Raw genomic sequence first — 16,175 nt, 5'->3', positions numbered from 1 at the left:
TCTGATTGTCCGGTCCTATATTTTCGCAAGCGCGCGCAATCCGGCGGCGCCAACGAAAAAAAGGCGGCCCCTTCCGGAGCCGCCCTCTTCTTTTACGCTGTGGCGCGGATCAGAACTTGAACCGGCCGCCGACGCGGAACGAACGGCCGATGATGCCGGCCTCCGCCACCACCGGATTGTAGAGGTAACCACCATAGGTGACGACATCGAGCGGCGGCTTCTTGTCGAACACGTTCAGGACGTTGGCGTAGAAGGTGAACGCCTTGCCGACATTGAGCTGGCCGGTCAGGTCGATGTCGATGAAGCGCTTGACGTTGCAGGCCGAGAAGCCGGGGTCGAGACCGCAATCCTTATAGCCGGTGCCCTGGTCCTGCGCCGACAGATTGTAGCCGGCGGTATAATAAGCGGTCGCGGTGAGCGAAGCCTTTTCGCCGATGTTGAGCGTATTCTGCCAATTGCCCTTCCAGCGCGGCGTGCCCGAGCCGGAGGTCAGATTGAAGTTGCCGAGCGTGCCTGCATATTTCTCGACGTGGCCGTCGGGGAAATAGGTGTTGAGCTTGTGGATATATTCCACATCCGCGTTGCTCTGGAACGACCAGCCGTTCGAGAAGTGGAACGTCGCGCTCGCGCCGAAATCGAGACCATCGGTCTTGATCGTGTTGGCGTTGATGAACGGGGCGCCGACCACGCCGACCACCGGTAGCGCGGTGGGGTTCAGGGGATCCGGCGACTGCGGCGTGATCGTGTAGCCCGCCGGGATCGGCTGACCGTTATAATACGCGTTCAGCGCGGCCGAGAACGGCGCGTTGGTGATCGCGTTGGTCTTCTTGATATTATAGTAATCGATCGAGAATTTCAGGCCATGGAACGGCTTGATGTCGCCGCCGAAGCTGATGTTGCGCGACTTTTCCGGCTTCAGGTTCGGATTGGCGATCGACTGCTGGCCGAACGATTGCGTCAGATAGGATGAGCAATTGGCCAGGGCCGCGGCCGTGCAGACCACGCCAGGATTGCTGTGCGAGGCCAGGAAGGCCGCGGGCAGCGTGCTGATGTTGATGGGCACGAAACCGGTGGTCGGCAGCGCGGACGATTCACCGAATGAGGGGATACGGAAGCCCTTCGAGATCGCGCCGCGCAGCGTCAACTGGCGAACCGGATTGAACACGACGCCGGCCTTCGGCGAGAAAGCGTGCTGGCCGCTCGAATAATTGTCGTAGCGGCCCGACAGATCGAGGTTGAGGCTGGTCAGGATCGGCGCCTTGATTTCGAAGTAAGGCGATTCCACCCAACGGCTGCCGACCGTACCGAACGCGTTGATCACGAAATAACGCTGGGTCGGGCCGTTATCGTCGGGATTGGCGCTGGGCGCGTTGACCGATTCCTTGCGGATCGAGCCGCCGACCGCGACCTGCACCGCGCCGCCGGGCAGCTCGAAGAAGTCGTGCGTCAGGTTGGCATCGACCTGGTACATTTCCGAGCGGGCGTTCACGTCCAGGTGCGGCGCGAGATAGTCGAGCGTCGCCTGGCTGTTAGCCGCCGGATTGACGAAATTGAACGAGCCGTCCTTCAGCACATCGAGCAGGTGCTGGATATAGACATAGCCGTCGAAGCTGCGGCGCAGATCGTTGACCATGCCGATCGCATTGACCGAATAATCCCAATTGTCGCCGAACGAGCCATCGATGCCGCCGGCGAGGCGATAGGCGCGGCTGCGCGACCCGGTGTGCTGCTGCATATTGGGCAGCGTGCCGAAGATCAGGGCTTCGTTGCCGGCTGCCGCGAACGGGTTCTGCGGGTTCAGCGTGCCATTGGTGGCGTTACACGCGCCGACCGTCAGGCGCGGGCAGATGAAAACCGGCAGCGCCAGCGGCGCCGAACCCGGAGCGTTCGCGCCGCCCGCTACGCCAGAAGTGCTGAAGCGCGGAAAGAGGATTCCCGCCGGGCCGTTGGCGCGGATGATGGAGTTGGAGGGATTGCCCGGGCCGGCGAGGCCGAAGCCGGTATAGGTGGACGAGCTCTGCTCGAAATTGAATTCGAGATAGGCATGCGCGCTCTCGCCGATGTTCACGCTCGCGCGCGACGACACGCCCCAGCGCTGAGAATGCGGCTCGATCTGGCCGCCGTCATGGACGAGATCCTGGGTACAGACGGTGGCCGGCGCATTGGTGAACGCCGCCATCTGGGCCGCGGTCAGATTATAGGGCGCGTAGGGGCCGCAGCCCGTCGTCGGGTTGAGGAACTGGAAGCGGCTGCCGGCGACGGGCGCGCTGGTCGTCGGGTTGGCCGGCTGCACCAGGAAAACCGGAACGAGCGGCGAAAGGCCCGAGAAATTGATCGGCGAGTTCTGGCGGTTGTCGATGCCGCAGCTACCCTGGAAGCAAATGCCGCTCTGGTTGTCCGAATTGTAGGGCGCGCCACGGTCGCGGCTGTAGAGCGGATCCTGGTTGATATAGTGGCCGCTGATGTAGACGTTGAAGCCCTGGCTGGCGAGATCGCCGAAGCCCGCGGTCAGGCTGACGCGCTGGTTGCCGCCGTCGCCGCGCTGCGTGATGCCGCCTTCGGCCATGCCGCTGATGCCCTGGATCTGCTTCTTGGTGATGACGTTGACCACGCCCGCGACCGCGTCGGCGCCGTAGGTCGATGACGCACCGTCCTTGAGCACATCGACGCGCTCGACGATCTCGTCGGGGATGGTGTTGAGATCGACGAAGTTACGCGAACCGTCGTCGGCGAGCGGGAAATAGGCCGCGCGCAGGCCGTCGAACAGAACGAGCGTCGAGTTGGTCGTCAGGCCGCGCAGCGAGACGGCCGACGCGCCGCCGGCGAAGGCGCCGTTGGCGGTGAAGCTGTTGGTCAACGCCGGGCCATTGTTCGAAGCGAGCGACTGGATCGCGCCCTGCACCGTCTGGATGCCGCGCTTGGCGATATCGTCGGCGGTCATCACCGTGACCGGCGAGGCGATATTGTCGGCGCTGCTGCGGAACAGCGTGCCGGTGACGACGATGTCCTTCGATGTATCGCTGTCGGCAGCATTGCTGTCGGAAGCATTGGTACTGCCCGGCGCCGCGGCCGCCGCCGCCGGGGCGGCGGTCTGTGCGAGCGCGGCGGTCGGAATCCCAACGAGGCTGGCACCAACCAGCAAGGCCGATCCCAAGACGGTTCCGGTCAGATAGCGCGACTTGATCATGTCAATCTCCCTAGTGGCGGCGAGCCATCCCTCTGGCCCCAGCCGCCGACTGATCCCCGCTCCATGCGCCGTCGGGGAGAGTTGGGGCAATGCTTCGAATGATATTCAAGATACTATCAATCGGAAGTGTTGCCACGCTGCAACGGTGGTGATTTCGCACCAGCCTAATCTCTAAGATATGTTTCGCTGATAGGGCGGACGTTGTCGTTCAAAGCTGTAACGTGCCCTGCGGTCGTTCATCATCATGCAAGGTGTCGTTCACTGCGCCGCTACTTCCCGTTAAGCGGCTTCTCCCGCATTCCATCGTCAAGGAGCACGCAGGAGGCTTCGGCGGTGGTAGATTTCATTCGTATGTCGAGTCACGGTGAGGCCGCGGCACCGCCGGTCAGCGGCAAGGTGGTCCTGTCGCGGCTGCCTGCGGGCGAAAGCACCGTCCTGAGCCACGCCCCCGCGATCAAGATCGTGATCGCCGGCGAAGAGATTCACGAGATCGACGGCAGAACGCATGTGCTGCGGCCGGGCCGGATGCTGCTGGTCGATCGGGGCGCGCCCTATCGCGCGATCGTGCGCCGCAGCCACGACGCGATGGGCATGTGCATCTATCTGCCGACCGCGCCTGACGGCAGCACCCCGGATCCGTTCCTGGGACGCGCCTTGCTGCAGACGACCGAAGCCAACGGGCTGGGACGCCTGCTCTCGCAAAGCGCGAAGATGCTGCACCAGGATCAGAATTCGGCGCTGAGCGTCGAGACCTTGATGGCGGACGTCCGCTCCGCCTTGCCGGTCGTATTGGCCCAGGCGGCGGGGGCGATGGCGCGGCTGGGTGCGGCGAAGGCGTCGACCCGGCGAGAGTTACTCAACCGCCTCGAATGCGCGCGGGCTTATCTGCACGAGCACAAGGAACGCGCGGTCCCGCTGAACGAGCTTGCCGGGGTGGCGGCGATGTCGAGTTTTCAGTTCACGCGCTATTTCTCACTGGCGTTTGGCGATCCCCCCTCACGCTATCATCGCCGGGTCCGGCTGCAGCACGCGGCCCAGAAACTTCGGCAACGCGATTCATCGATCACCGAGATCGCCTTCAGTGCGGGTTATGGCGAACTGAGCGCTTTCACCCACGCGTTCAGCCGTGAATTCGGATGCCCGCCGAGCATGTTCGGCGCCGCCGCCTTTTTCCCGGAAACCGAGCGCGCACGGTTTTAGGTTTTTGATTTGCCGCGATTTCCGAGTCACCGGGTGATTCCACCCGGCTAGAAATCGCTCTAGCCGATCTCGACATCCGCTTCGGTCACCCATTTGCCGGCGACCGCGAACAGCACGCGCAGGCGATGGCCGGTCGCGGATTTGTCGACCCGCCATACCAGCGAGCCGTCCCTCGAGCGGCCGCCCGCGTTCGGCGCGGACCTATCCGGCAACGGCGGCAGCCGGCCGCCGCAGCCCTTATGGTTCGCCTCCACTGGCGCGTCGCCGGCGGGGGTGCGGGTCTGGTCCTGCGTGCCGCCGTCGAAAATCCAGCGCCAGCCGTCGGCGTCGTGCCGCCACAAGGTGAAATAGCGGCCGGCGGCGGTGCCGCCCTTGCGCTGCCAGGGGCCGGTCGAAAATGCCAGGCTGCCGTCGCACGCCGTGACGATATGCGCGGGCCACCACATCACCGCGACGGGCGGGTCGGCCTTGTCCTTGAGGAAGGGTGCGGCGGGCTGCGGACCATCCAGCATCATCACCGCGTCCGGCGCCGCGAAGGCCCGGAACGCGGTCCACTGGCCTTTGGTCTGGGCGGCCGAGGCGTAGGCCCGCTCGACCTGCACCACCGGCTGCGCGAGCATGTAGAATGGCAGCATCGGTCCCCCTCGATAATCTGTCTTCGGCCACCGGACAGGTGGCGGACAAAGCTGTCAGCCCGTTAGTGAAACGCCCATGCGCGGCATTGCGCATTTTGGCGGGACGCGCTTGCCTTCAAAAGGCGGCGGTCACAGAAACGAGCAGGGCCGATCCGCCATCCTTGGCGTCGCCGTAGAAACTGCGCTTCTTCGCGCCGCTTGCCACCGCCAGTTCGAAGGTCAGATTGCGCAGATCGGTCGCGGCACCGATGCGCCAGTCCCGCGCGGTGCGGCCCGCCGCTTCGTGCGAGCCCTGGGTCTGGACCAGGAAGCCATAATGCGCGCTGAGCCTGATGCGCGGCGTCAGCGGGACGGCACCATCCACGTCCGAATAGAGCGCCGCCACACCGCGCTGGAAGTAATTGGGTGAATAATGGATGTGCGCTGAAAGATGCTTGGTGATCAGTCCGGCATAGATTTCGGTAAAAACGGCGGTTTGGCCATAGATCCGGTATCCGGAATAATCGGCGTGCGCGATGCCCGCATCGATCGTCGGGCCGTTCGCGATGCGCAGCGCATAGCCCGCATTCTCCTCGAACCGATATCGCTCGACACCTTCTGACGGCTTGCCCGCCGCCATCACCGACGCTTCGAAATAGGGACCGCCTGCATCGTCGTAGGACAGCGACAGCGTCGCGGCGGGATAGCCATCGCTGACCGAATAGCCGCGAAACCGATCCTGGCTGGCGAGCGTCAGGCTGGCGCCGATCTCGGCATAAGCCGGCGCCGCGGACAGGATCAGTATGACGCCGAGCAGGAAGCGCGATCGCCCGCGCAGGTCAGCGGCGATCATCCGCGGCAAGCCGGCGTGCTCCCGCGCAATCGCAGCTGCACAGATGCGTTGCCGACGTCAGGGAAGCACACGCGTCCAGACTCCCTCCGCGCACCCGGACGAGCGCACTCGCGCCCGCCGATTGCCGCTCGTTCATCAGCGCGAGCAAACCGCTGACATGGGCAGCGGCATAGGAGGTTCCGTCCACCAGCGTCCAGCCTCCGCCGGGCACGGTGGTCGGTATGTCGTGGCCGGGAGCAAGATAGACGCGGCCGGGAAGGCCGGTGGACAGGTCGTTCGCCACTGCGATCACGCCGGGCTGCGAAGCCGGGAATCCGCCGTCGGCGACCGCCGGGTCGAATGCGGCCACAACCGACTCGCCGCGCGCCAACCCGATCTCCACCAACCGGCTCAACAGCATGTCGTGCGGACCGCTCAGGCTCATGTTGATCACGCGCGCACGGTGATCGATCGCGAAATGCAGCGCCTTGGCGAGACTGAGCGTGTCGCACACGGTAGCGATGCTGGTTTGCTGCCAGCAGGCACGCAAACCCATCAGCCGCGCACGCGGCGCGATACCGACGATGCCCACGCCATTGTCCGCGCGCGCCGCGATCACGCCGGCGACGGCGGTGCCGTGCTGCTCGGGCCCGATGCCATGACCGCCGACAAAGTCCTGATCGAAACTGACCTGACCGCCGAGATCGGGATGGTGGGTGTCGATACGGCTGTCGATCACCGCAACCGTGACGCCGCGGCCGGTCGCCATGCGATGGAGCTCGGAAAGGTGCCATAAAGCCGTCGCGGGCTGCGCCGCTTTCAGGGGGTCGCCGGCCGGCGCCGCCGCCTGGGCACGATAGAGTTGCATCGGCTGCGACCAGGCGACGCCATTATCGTGCGACACCATTTCCACTGCGGCATCTGGTGAAACGCCGGTCGGCAGCGTCATCACGAAACAGTCGATGCCGAGCAGCGGCATCGGCCAATTGTCGGCGAGCGTGAAACCGTGACGCTGCGCGATCCGGCCGGCGATGCGGCGGCGGGCCGCCTGCGTGGTCGCGCTCCCGTACCCGCCCGAATAGGCCGATCCCGGCCGGTAATGATCCGGCGGCAAACGCAGCATCACCAAGATTTGCCGGCTTTCCGCGGTCGCATCCTGCGCTGCGGCGGGTGCGGCCAGCGAGAGCAAAGCCGTGATCGCCAGCCACAGGGCACACAGGCCCTTGCGGAATTTCATCGCAACGAGGCCGCGTCGATCGGTTCGGCCAGCACGACGGCGGCGTCGCCCCGCAACCGGGCGAGCGCGTCGGTCCGCTCGGCCTCAGGCACGCGCAGCACATAGGCGTTGGCCGCGGTTGGCCCATCGACCAGCCGCGCGTCGCTATCCTTGAGCAGGCGCCGCATGTCGCTTTCGCGCAGATCGGGGCGGAAGACGACGATGACGTTGCCGCCGGTCGTGACCGGCGCGGATCCGAGCGCGTGGTAAGGCGCGACCGGGCCGATAGTGCGCACCGTGATCGAGACCGCCGCAGCGAGCAAGGCCGCCTGGGCCGCCAGCACCACGCCGATCTGCTTCATGCCGAGGCGCCAGCGCGGGGCGGGCGGCGGCAGGATCGCGGTCTGCCGCGCGGCGGCGTCGAGCCGGTCGCGCATCGCCGCCCAGCTGATCCCGGTGGCGATCGGCAATTCCGCGACCGCGCCGGCCAAAGCGCGTTCCGCCTTCAGGGTGCGCGCACATTCGTCGCACGTCGCCAGATGCGCCTCGACCCGCGCCTGTTCGTCGGCCTCGAGGCGGCCGGTCACCAGCCATGGCATCAGGTCGCGCGTCTCGCGATGCGGGTCGGTGGTGAAGGGAAGAATGCGGCCCATCGTCATAGCCAATCCGCCAGTTCGCCGTCGAACATTCGCCGCAGATGCCGGCGTGCATGGAACATGCGGGTCTTCACCGTATCGACCGGGCAATCCACGATCTCGGCGATTTCGCGATAGCCCATTTCATGGAAATAGGTGAGGTCGACCACCGCGCGATGATCAGGCGAGAGCCGCGCCAGCGCGGCGAGCAGGGCCTCCTGCGCGCGCCGCCGGCTGACCGGCGCATCGGGCGCGTCATGGTCGTCCAGCCGCAGATCGTTCTCGCGATCCTCGATCGGCTCGTCCAGGCGCCTGAGCGCTTTCATGGCCTTGCGGTAGGCGATGGCGAATATCCAGGTCGATAGCTTGCTCGCGCCGCGGAAGGTATCGGACCTATCCCACACCACGAACAATGTGTCGTTGAGCACTTCCTCGACCAGTTGCGGCCGATGAAGCAGGTTCAAAAGGAAGCGGGCCAGGCGCGGATGATAGAGGCGATACAGCGCTTCAAAGGCGTCCCGTTCGCGGGCTCGTACCCGGGCAAAGAGACGCAGATCCTCGGGCGTCGCTTCGACGCCTGTCTCCCCAGTCTGCCGGTGCGCGACGCTACCGTCACTCAAGCCTGTTTTCCTTTCATGGCCGCTTAGTGCGCCTTCAGGGGCGATCGGTTCAAGCGGCGCGGGCAAAGCAGGGCCATCATTTCGACTCGTCTCGCTTAGGGAACGTTTCGTCGCCGCCCTTCGAAACGTCATGGACCAGCGTGGGCACAGAGGATCGTATGCGGTATCGCATCGCCGCCCATTGCCGAGTGCCTCCCCCAAAGGTCGCGGCAGCCCCTGGGCGGCGGGTCGCTCCGCTCGCGGACACAATGGGTCACGGAGATAACATAATGCGCCTTTCAATCCCTTTAGGCATCTTCTTGGCTGGGTTCGCGGGCGGGGCGGCCACCGCTCAAGGATCGCCGCAAGCGATCACGATCGAAATGTCCAATTTCAAATTCAATCCGGCGACGCTGACGCTGATGCATGGTCGGCCCTACGTGCTCCATTTCGTCAACAGCGCTTCGGGCGGACATGATTTCGTCGCCAAGGAATTCCTCGACGCGGCGACGATCGCGCCCGAGGATCGCGCCAAGGTGAAGAATGGCGAAATCGAACTGGACGGCGGGGAATCGGCCGACATCCATCTCGTCGCCAACACCCCGGGAAGCTATAAAAGCCACTGCTCGCACTTCATGCACAGCAGCTTCGGCATGACCGGCACCGTGGTCGTCCAATAGGACGCGCAACTGTGCTCTCAGCCCGCCCTGACGGCGTCGGCATCGTGACCCCGCCGGCGACGCGGGCGGACGGCACGGCCGTGCGTGCGGCGGAGTGGACGACCGCGGCGCTCGGTGCGCTGCTGATCCTGCTCGTGCTGCTGGCCAACCATGATTGGCTCGACCGGCATCTGTTGCCGCACATCTTCATGCCACGGCGCGAGCAGATCCTGATCTGGTGGATCGAGCGTTCGCTCGCACTGGTTGCCGCGCTGGCGCTGATCTTTCCAGGCCGGCGCTGGGTCGGCCGCCGCGTCGGCGCGGGCAAGGGGCGCGATCTGGCGTGGGGCATCGGCCTGACCTTGGGCGCCGTGGTGATGGCGCTTCTCGTCAGCGAAGCCGTGCTGCGCACCGGCGACTGGAAGAACCTGGAGCGCTGGGCCGAGCAGGAGGAGCCGCTGCGGCAGCACGATCCGGTGATCGGCTGGGTCAACGTCCCCAACCATGTCGGGTTCGAGCGTTATGATGGCCGGACGATCCGCTATGATCACGATCGCGGCGGGCGTCGCGTCGCGCGTTTCGATCGGCCGGTCGATCCCGGTCGTCCGTCGATCCTGTTCACCGGGGAATCGATCATGCTCGGCTACCGGCTCAACTGGGATCAGACCGCGGCGGCGCAGATCGGCGCGGCGACCGGGCTTCAGACGGTCAATCTTTCGGTCAATGGATATGGCGCCGATCAGGAATGGATGCTGCTGCGCCGGCAATTGCCGCAATTCACGACGCCCCGTGTGGTGGTGGCGCTGTTCGCGCCATTGCTGATCGAGCGCAGCCTGGACAGCCATCGCCCCCATCTCGACACGGCGCTACAGTGGCATGCGGCCAAGCCGGGGTGGCGGCTCGAAAAGCTGTTCCGGAAGCTGCTTCTCTATCATTCGGAAGCGAAGATCGATCGTGGCATCGCGAGTACGCGCAGCAGCATGCAGGCGATCGTTGCGGCGGCGCGGGCGCGCCATGCGGTGCCGCTGATCCTCGTGCCCGAATTCGGCCCCGAGCAGCCGAACGAGCGCCGGCTGCGCGAACAGGTGCTGACCGGGTTGCCTTATGTGCGGGTTGAGCTCGATCCGCGCTGGTCGATCCCGCACGACGGCCATCCCGATGCGCGCGCCAATCGCGTCATCGCCCAGGCGGTGGTGACGGCGCTGGCCAAGGCGCCGACGCCATGAGCGCGCCCGCCCGCAACCTCGCGGTGCGCAGCCGCGAAGACGAGCAGATGGATTCGGCCGAGCTCGACGCCGAAAGCTATGCCCGCGTCCTGCACGATCTGGCGCGGGTCAATTGCTGGACCTTCACCGCGCATCCGCTGCTGGCCTATCTCGACCATGCCGCCGGCCGGCTGACCCGCTTCCGCCTGCTCGATGTCGGGTTCGGCGAGGGCGACCTGCTGCGCCGGGTGGCGCGCTGGGCGGCCCGTCGCGGCATCACCGTCTCGCTGACCGGGATCGACATCAATACGCGCAGCGCGGAGATTGCCCGGGCGCTGACGCCCTCGGACATGCCGATCGAATATCTGGCGGGCGATTGCCACGATCTGCCGGGCAATTTCGACTTCATCGTCAGCAGCCAGGTCACGCATCACATGACCGACCGCCAGCTTTATGACTTCCTGCACTTCATGGAGGAAAAGGCGTTGCGCGGCTGGCTGATCAGCGACCTGCATCGCCATGCCTTCGCTTATTATGGCTTTCCGTTGCTGGCGCGATTGATGGGGGTGCACCGCATCGTGCGCGAGGATGGGCAATTGTCGATCGCGCGCTCGTTTCGGCCGGCGGAATGGCGCGAGATATTGCGTGCCGCCGGCATGCCGCCGGACGGGATCAGGATCGTACGGCGCTTTCCCTTCCGTCTCTCCGTCGAACGGACTCGAGCCTAAACCGTCGCTGAAATCCGGGTCAGGCTCGCGCCCCACGCGAGCGCGCGGGGCTGGAGCTGCAGCAATCGGGAGATAGGACGCGACCAGGCGGGCCGTTCCGCGGCCGCGCGCAGCATCTCGCCGACGGCCAGCGGCCAGCGCGAGCGCGCCGCGAAATCGTGCTGATAAGCGGATGCCCCCGCCGGGCCGTCGCGCAGCAAGGCCTTGCTGGCGGCGGTCGCGCTGGCGATCGCGATCGCGATCCCGTCGCCCGCCAAGCTGGCGATGACCGCCGCCTGATCGCCGATCCGGAAAATGCCGGGCTCGGTATCGGGCGCGCGCCAGCCATAAGGAATGCGCGCGATGCTGCGCCAGCTATCGATCGGCTGGCTGCCAGCGATGCGCCGGGCAAGCAAAGGCGCGTCGCGGGCAAGGTCGGCGAGCAGCGCATCGGCCGATCCGCCGACCGCGCGCAGCCTTTTGGTCGCGACCGACAGGCACAGGTTGAGATTGCGGTCCTCCTGCAACACCAGCCCGCAATAGCCGCCTTCGAACGGATGAAGTTCGATCGTTCCCGCAAGCGCGGTCGCGCAGCTTCGGTCGGGCCGCAGCGCGATCCTGAGTCCGACCATCGCTTCGCCATGGTCCGGTTCGCCGGGCCGATCCGCGCCACGCAGGTTGAGCTTGCCGGTCGCCAGGAACACGGCGTCAGCGGCAATCCGGCGGCCGTCGGCAAAGGATACGCTGCGATCGTCGGCATCGAGCTCGCGCGCGGCCAGACCATGCTCGATCCGGGCGCCCGCCGATCGTGCGGCCTCGATCAGGACCGCATCCAGCTTGCGCCGCGACAGGCCGATGGCGGGGAAAGGCAGGCGCGTTTCGATCACCCGCTCTCCGACCACGACCCTGAACTTCTCGATCCGGTGACCGCCCAGCGCGTGCTTGGATATGCCGGCCTGCTGCAGCATTTTCAGCGCGTCCGCGCTGACGAAGCCGCCACATACGGGATCATGGCCTTCGTGGCTGCGCTCGACCAGCAAGGTACGCATCCCCGCTTTCGCAAGACGCATCGCCGCGATCGACCCAGCGGGGCCGCCGCCGATCACAAGTGCGGGCATCCGGTTCATGCCGCGCGGCTGAAGCCAAATCCCTCGGCCGCGAGGCCGGGCCCGAAAGCGAGTGCGATGCCGTTGCGCCGATCGTCGCCGTCGAGGATCCCGTCGAGCACGAACATCAAGGTCGCGGACGACATATTGCCGTAGGCATTGAGCACGGCCCGCGACGGATCGAGCGCCTCGGGTGGCAGCGCCAGCGCGGTTTCGACTGAATCGAGGATCGATCGCCCGCCGGCATGAACCGCCCAGGCGACCTCGTCGGCCGCGCAATCGTGCAGGATTTGCGCGCGCATGTCCGGATCGTGCAGCGCCTGCGCGATCCGCCCGGGTACTTTACCCGACAGATGCATCTCGAAGCCCGCGTCGCCGATCGTCCATTGGATCAGCTCGCTGCTGTCGGGCAAAGTCGCCGCGAAGAAACGGTCGATCGCAATCGGCCCTTCCTCGGCGCTCACGATCGCGGCGGCGGCGCCGTCGGCGAACTGCAGCATCGCCAGCATCGATTCGATTTCGTCGGTCTCCACTAGGTGCAGGGTCGACAGTTCGACCGTCACCACCAGCACGCGCGCCTGCGGTTCGGATCGCGCGATATGATAGGCCACGCGCAGCGCCGCGACCGCGGCATAGCAGCCCATGAAGCCGACCAGGGTCCGCTCGATCCCCGGATCGAGGCCCAGCCGGCGCGCGATCAGTTGATCGATGCCAGGCGCGACGAAGCCCGTGCAGCTCGCGACAACGAGATGGGTGATTTTGCCGAGTGGCTCCTTTTCCGCGAGCGCCGCGATCGCGGCCAAGGCGAGCTCGGGCGCCTTTTCGGCATAAAGCTGCATGCGCGCCGCGGTCGATGGCAGGCGGTTGCCGAAATAGAATCCGCCGGGCGTGATCGGCGATCCGCCTTTGGCGTGCGGCAGCACCGACCAGCGATGCGTGATGCCGGATCGCGCGGACATCCGCCGGAACAGGGATTGGGCATAGCGATCGGTCAGCCGGGTCGTCGCCCAGTCGATGAAATCCTGATGCACGTCGAGATCCGGCACGGCCGTGCCGATCGCGTGCAGGTGCGCGCGGGGTGCTCTCGCCTCGCCATTCAGCATGATGATTCCTGTGGCCGCATTCTGTGTCTGATCGTCATGCGCGCTCCTTGTCGCTTTCGCCTCTGTACCCGCCAGCGCGCCACAGGTTTCCCAAACGGCGAGATTTTGTGGCGACTCATACGATTGAACCGCCCCTGTGGGCCCCGCCACTAAAAAGCCGAAACCAAGGAGAAGTGGCTTGGGCGTACAAAGCCTCCACGACAATCCGCCACGCAAGTCGGCGGCAACTGCGACAAAAGGGACCGGGCCTTTCGCCGATCTCGTCGGTATCGTCTTGCGGCCGCTGCATCGGTTGATCTGGGCCAACCCCGAACGCCGTGCACGTAAATTGCTCCAATTCGCCGAAGTGGAGGCGGCCGGCGGACGGGATCTGGTGCGCGCGGCGGAGCTGACCGCCGATCCGGTGCTGCGCGATCGCTATTTGCGGCATGCGCGCGACGAAGCGCGCCATGCCGACATGTTCCAGGCGCAGGGCCGCAAGTTGCACGGCAAGCTGCACGAAGGCGACGCCAACGGCGCATTGGGCGAATGGATCGCGCCGGGCGAGCGGGGCATCGACGGGCTGGACGTGGCGCGTGAAAGCGATGCGACCCTGCTCGCCTTCCTCCATCTGTCCGAAAGCGCCGCCGCGCGCGATTTTGCGCGCTATGCCCACGTCATCGACGATGATGCCGCGACCCGCACCCTGTTCCAGCGCATCCTGCGCGATGAGGATCAGCACAAGAAGTATACGCGCGACGAGCTTTTCCGCATTGCGCCGCGGCGATCGCGCCGGGTCTTGTGGTGGGCCCGGCTCCGGCGGCTGTGGAAAGCCTATTTGCGCTTTGCCACTGCTTTCGCGGGTGTGATCGCGGGTGTGGTGCTCACGCTCCAATATTTCCTGCTGCTGCCGCCTTTCGCCTGGCTCGCCAAGCGGGCGGCGCGGCGGGAGCGAACCGGCTGGATTTCGGTCGATGAAAGGGCGCGCCGGTGAAGATTCTCGGAATTTCAGGTCATTATCACGATTCCGCGGCAGCGCTCGTGATCGACGGCATGCCGGTCGCGGCGGTGCAGGAGGAACGGCTGTCGCGGCACAAGAATGACGCCGCCTTCCCGTTGAGGGCGGTCGAATGGTGCCTCGACCATGCCGGGCTTGTGCCCGACGATCTCGACGCGGTGATTTTCTACGAGCGCCCCACGCTCAAATTCGACCGGGTCCTGACCGGATTGCTGCAAGGCTATCCCCGGTCCTGGCGCAGCTATCCCAAGGCGATGAAGAACATGCTGGGGGAGAAATTGTGGGTGCGCGGGCTGATCGCCTCCGAACTGGGCATCAGCGCGCGCAAGGTGCGCTGCATCGAACATCATCAATCGCATGCCGCCGCCGCCTTTCTCACGGCGCCAACCGATGACGCGGCGATCATCACTGCCGACGGGGTGGGGGAGTGGGCGACGCTGACCGTCGGCACCGGCCACAAAAGGCCCGACGGCTCGACCGAGATAAACATGCTGCGCGAACTGCGCTTTCCGCATTCGCTCGGCCTCTTCTACTCGGCCGTCACCGCTTATCTCGGCTTCGCGGTGAATGAGGGCGAGTATAAGGTGATGGGTCTCGCCTCCTACGGTTCGCCGACGCGGATCGATGAGATGCGACGCCTGCTGCGCGCCACCGCCGACGGCGCCTTCACGCTCGACCTCGAGTATTTCGATTTCCTCGGCAAGGTCGAGACCGGCTTCTCGCAGAACTTCGTCGATCTGTTCGGCCCGCCGCGCCGGAGCTGGCAACCGATCGATCTGCACAGCGAGGAGGGCCGCCGCTTCGCCGATATCGCCGCGAGCGCGCAGCGCGTGCTTGAGGAGGTGATCGTCGGCATCGCCACCGACCTGCGGCGCGAAACCGGTCTTGCCGATCTTTGCCTTGGCGGCGGGGTCGCGCTGAATGGCGTCGCCAACGCGCGCATCCTCAACGAAGCGGGCTTCGGGCGGCTGTTCGTGCCGTCCGCGCCGGGCGATGCGGGCTGTGCGCTCGGCGCGGCGCTCTATGCCGATCGCATTCTCTTCGGCCACCCGCACCGCACGGTGCCCGATCATCCCTTCTGGGGACCGCAGCCCGACGACACGGCGCTGCTGCGATTGGCGCTGGAGGACGGCATTCCGGTCGCGATGGTCAGCGAAGGCGAGCTGATCGACGATGTCGCCGATGCGCTGGCATCGGAGAAGATCGTCGGCTGGGTCGACGGCGCGCTTGAATTCGGGCCGCGCGCGCTCGGGCATCGCAGCATCCTCGCGGCGCCGCACGACGCGGCGATGCGCGACCGGCTCAACCGCGACATCAAATATCGGGAGGAATTCCGGCCGTTCGCGCCGGTGGTGGCGGCCGAGCATGCCGACCTTTTCTTCGAACTGCCGCCCGGCGGCGATCGGCTCGCACGGTTCATGTCGGGCGTGTTTCCGGTGCGTCCGGAATGGCGGGAGCGACTGGCGGGTATCACCCATGTCGACGGGACCGCGCGCGTCCAGGTGGTCGATCAGGCGATGGCGCCCCGGCTGCATGCGTTGCTGGAAGCCTATGGCCGGCGAAGCGGCATACCGGTGCTGCTCAACACCTCGTTCAATCTTGCCGGAGAGCCGATCGTGAACACGGTCGCGGAAGCCTATTCAACCTTCCGCCGCTGCGGTATCGATCTGCTCGTTGCCGGCCAGACCTGCGTGACCAAGCCGCGCGTTACCCGCGTGGCGTCTCTGGAGACTGCGGCATGATCAAGCGTCGCGGCCGTATCGGCCGGCAACTCATCGTTTTCGGCAGCGCGTTCGGCACGACCGCCGAACTGGCGTCGGGCCTGTGGAATTCGCGCTCGGGCAAACGCTGGATGATCCCGCTGGTCCTGTTCCTGTGCCTGACCGGGCTGATCCTCACGCTTGCCGCCACGGTCGAAGCGCTGGCGCCGTTCGTCTATTCGATCTTCTGAGGATGGACGCGGACTGGCGGGCATTGCTGGCCTGTCCGGCCTGCGGCGGCGCGCTCGGGCCGGACTGGCGCTGCGGAAGCTGCGGCATCGCCTACGAAAGCCATGACGGGGTGCCCGCGCTGCGCCTGCCGGGCGATCGGCGGACCGAAACGGTGCGCGATTTT

At 65.9% G+C, this 16,175-nt stretch carries 15 protein-coding genes; 7 read left to right on the top strand and 8 right to left on the bottom strand.

The window, feature by feature from the left end:
- Positions 1-109: 109 nt before the first annotated feature.
- The gene (locus VK533_RS07185; protein WP_324376184.1) at positions 110-3,187 is read right to left on the bottom strand and encodes a TonB-dependent receptor domain-containing protein; all 3,078 of its coding nucleotides are present in this window, start codon (positions 3,185-3,187) and stop codon (positions 110-112) included.
- Positions 3,188-3,538: 351 nt separating this feature from the next.
- On the opposite strand from VK533_RS07185, the gene VK533_RS07180 reads away from it, so the two are divergent.
- Positions 3,539-4,387: an AraC family transcriptional regulator gene (locus VK533_RS07180; protein WP_324376183.1), complete on the top strand. Its 849-nt coding sequence runs from the start codon at positions 3,539-3,541 to the stop codon at positions 4,385-4,387.
- A gap of 59 nt (positions 4,388-4,446) precedes the next feature.
- On the opposite strand, the gene VK533_RS07175 is transcribed toward VK533_RS07180, so the two are convergent.
- The 5 genes from VK533_RS07175 to VK533_RS07155 form a co-directional block, all read right to left on the bottom strand.
- On the bottom strand, positions 4,447-5,022 hold the full coding sequence (locus VK533_RS07175) for a hypothetical protein (protein WP_324376182.1): 576 nt from the start codon (positions 5,020-5,022) through the stop codon (positions 4,447-4,449).
- A gap of 115 nt (positions 5,023-5,137) precedes the next feature.
- Positions 5,138-5,854 (bottom strand): TorF family putative porin, encoded by a 717-nt coding sequence (locus VK533_RS07170; RefSeq protein WP_324376181.1) that lies wholly within the window; start codon positions 5,852-5,854, stop codon positions 5,138-5,140.
- Positions 5,841-7,070, bottom strand: a complete 1,230-nt coding sequence (locus VK533_RS07165; protein ID WP_324376180.1) for a S8 family peptidase — start codon at positions 7,068-7,070, stop codon at positions 5,841-5,843. The genes VK533_RS07170 and VK533_RS07165 overlap by 14 nt, the downstream gene beginning before the upstream one ends.
- A complete protein-coding gene (locus VK533_RS07160; protein WP_324376179.1) occupies positions 7,067-7,702 on the bottom strand; it encodes a zf-HC2 domain-containing protein in 636 nt (211 codons plus the stop codon). The genes VK533_RS07165 and VK533_RS07160 overlap by 4 nt, the downstream gene beginning before the upstream one ends.
- Positions 7,703-7,704: 2 nt before the next feature.
- Complete coding sequence (locus VK533_RS07155) at positions 7,705-8,370, bottom strand: sigma-70 family RNA polymerase sigma factor (RefSeq protein WP_324376178.1); 666 nt, start codon at positions 8,368-8,370, stop codon at positions 7,705-7,707.
- A 233-nt stretch (positions 8,371-8,603) separates the two neighbouring features.
- On the opposite strand from VK533_RS07155, the gene VK533_RS07150 reads away from it, so the two are divergent.
- The 3 genes from VK533_RS07150 to VK533_RS07140 are packed head-to-tail and all read left to right on the top strand — an operon-like array spanning position 8,604 to position 10,875.
- The gene (locus VK533_RS07150) at positions 8,604-8,963 is read left to right on the top strand and encodes a cupredoxin domain-containing protein (protein WP_324376177.1); all 360 of its coding nucleotides are present in this window, start codon (positions 8,604-8,606) and stop codon (positions 8,961-8,963) included.
- A gap of 11 nt (positions 8,964-8,974) precedes the next feature.
- Entirely contained in the window at positions 8,975-10,168 is a 1,194-nt protein-coding gene (locus VK533_RS07145) for a hypothetical protein (protein WP_324376176.1), read from the top strand.
- Positions 10,165-10,875, top strand: coding sequence for a methyltransferase domain-containing protein (locus VK533_RS07140; protein ID WP_324376175.1), 711 nt, complete (start codon positions 10,165-10,167; stop codon positions 10,873-10,875). Before VK533_RS07145 ends, VK533_RS07140 begins: the two co-directional genes overlap by 4 nt.
- Here VK533_RS07140 and VK533_RS07135 read toward each other — a convergent pair.
- A complete protein-coding gene (locus VK533_RS07135; RefSeq protein WP_324376174.1) occupies positions 10,872-11,981 on the bottom strand; it encodes an NAD(P)/FAD-dependent oxidoreductase in 1,110 nt (369 codons plus the stop codon). The genes VK533_RS07140 and VK533_RS07135 overlap by 4 nt on opposite strands.
- Positions 11,978-13,063, bottom strand: a complete 1,086-nt coding sequence (locus VK533_RS07130) for a type III polyketide synthase (RefSeq protein WP_324376173.1) — start codon at positions 13,061-13,063, stop codon at positions 11,978-11,980. Before VK533_RS07130 ends, VK533_RS07135 begins: the two co-directional genes overlap by 4 nt.
- Before the next feature lie 178 nt (positions 13,064-13,241).
- Here VK533_RS07130 and VK533_RS07125 point away from each other — a divergent pair, with 178 nt between their 5' ends.
- The 3 genes from VK533_RS07125 to VK533_RS07115 are packed head-to-tail and all read left to right on the top strand — an operon-like array spanning position 13,242 to position 16,011.
- Complete coding sequence (locus VK533_RS07125) at positions 13,242-14,036, top strand: ferritin-like domain-containing protein (protein WP_324376172.1); 795 nt, start codon at positions 13,242-13,244, stop codon at positions 14,034-14,036.
- Positions 14,033-15,802 carry a carbamoyltransferase family protein gene (locus tag VK533_RS07120; protein WP_324376171.1) on the top strand — a complete coding sequence of 590 codons (1,770 nt, stop codon included), beginning with the start codon at positions 14,033-14,035 and terminating at the stop codon, positions 15,800-15,802. The genes VK533_RS07125 and VK533_RS07120 overlap by 4 nt, the downstream gene beginning before the upstream one ends.
- Positions 15,799-16,011, top strand: coding sequence for a DUF5989 family protein (locus tag VK533_RS07115; RefSeq protein ID WP_324376170.1), 213 nt, complete (start codon positions 15,799-15,801; stop codon positions 16,009-16,011). Before VK533_RS07120 ends, VK533_RS07115 begins: the two co-directional genes overlap by 4 nt.
- The last annotated feature ends 164 nt before the right edge of the window (positions 16,012-16,175 follow it).

Source organism: Sphingomonas sp., assembly GCF_035317925.1.
GTDB lineage: Bacteria > Pseudomonadota > Alphaproteobacteria > Sphingomonadales > Sphingomonadaceae > Sphingomonas_I.
Note: the sequence above shows the minus strand (reverse complement) of the source record. Positions and strands in the feature narration are given on the sequence as shown.

Excerpts from the sequence above, each read along its gene's own strand:
- VK533_RS07185 (WP_324376184.1), bottom strand. The coding sequence starts at position 3,187 with ATGATCAAGTCGCGCTATCTGACCGGAACCGTCTTGGGATCGGCCTTG.
- VK533_RS07180 (WP_324376183.1), top strand. The coding sequence starts at position 3,539 with ATGTCGAGTCACGGTGAGGCCGCGGCACCGCCGGTCAGCGGCAAGGTG.
- VK533_RS07175 (WP_324376182.1), bottom strand. The coding sequence starts at position 5,022 with ATGCTGCCATTCTACATGCTCGCGCAGCCGGTGGTGCAGGTCGAGCGG.
- VK533_RS07170 (WP_324376181.1), bottom strand. The coding sequence starts at position 5,854 with ATGATCGCCGCTGACCTGCGCGGGCGATCGCGCTTCCTGCTCGGCGTC.
- VK533_RS07165 (WP_324376180.1), bottom strand. The coding sequence starts at position 7,070 with ATGAAATTCCGCAAGGGCCTGTGTGCCCTGTGGCTGGCGATCACGGCT.
- VK533_RS07160 (WP_324376179.1), bottom strand. The coding sequence starts at position 7,702 with ATGGGCCGCATTCTTCCCTTCACCACCGACCCGCATCGCGAGACGCGC.
- VK533_RS07140 (WP_324376175.1), top strand. The coding sequence starts at position 10,165 with ATGAGCGCGCCCGCCCGCAACCTCGCGGTGCGCAGCCGCGAAGACGAG.
- VK533_RS07135 (WP_324376174.1), bottom strand. The coding sequence starts at position 11,981 with ATGAACCGGATGCCCGCACTTGTGATCGGCGGCGGCCCCGCTGGGTCG.
- VK533_RS07130 (WP_324376173.1), bottom strand. The coding sequence starts at position 13,063 with ATGCTGAATGGCGAGGCGAGAGCACCCCGCGCGCACCTGCACGCGATC.
- VK533_RS07115 (WP_324376170.1), top strand. The coding sequence starts at position 15,799 with ATGATCAAGCGTCGCGGCCGTATCGGCCGGCAACTCATCGTTTTCGGC.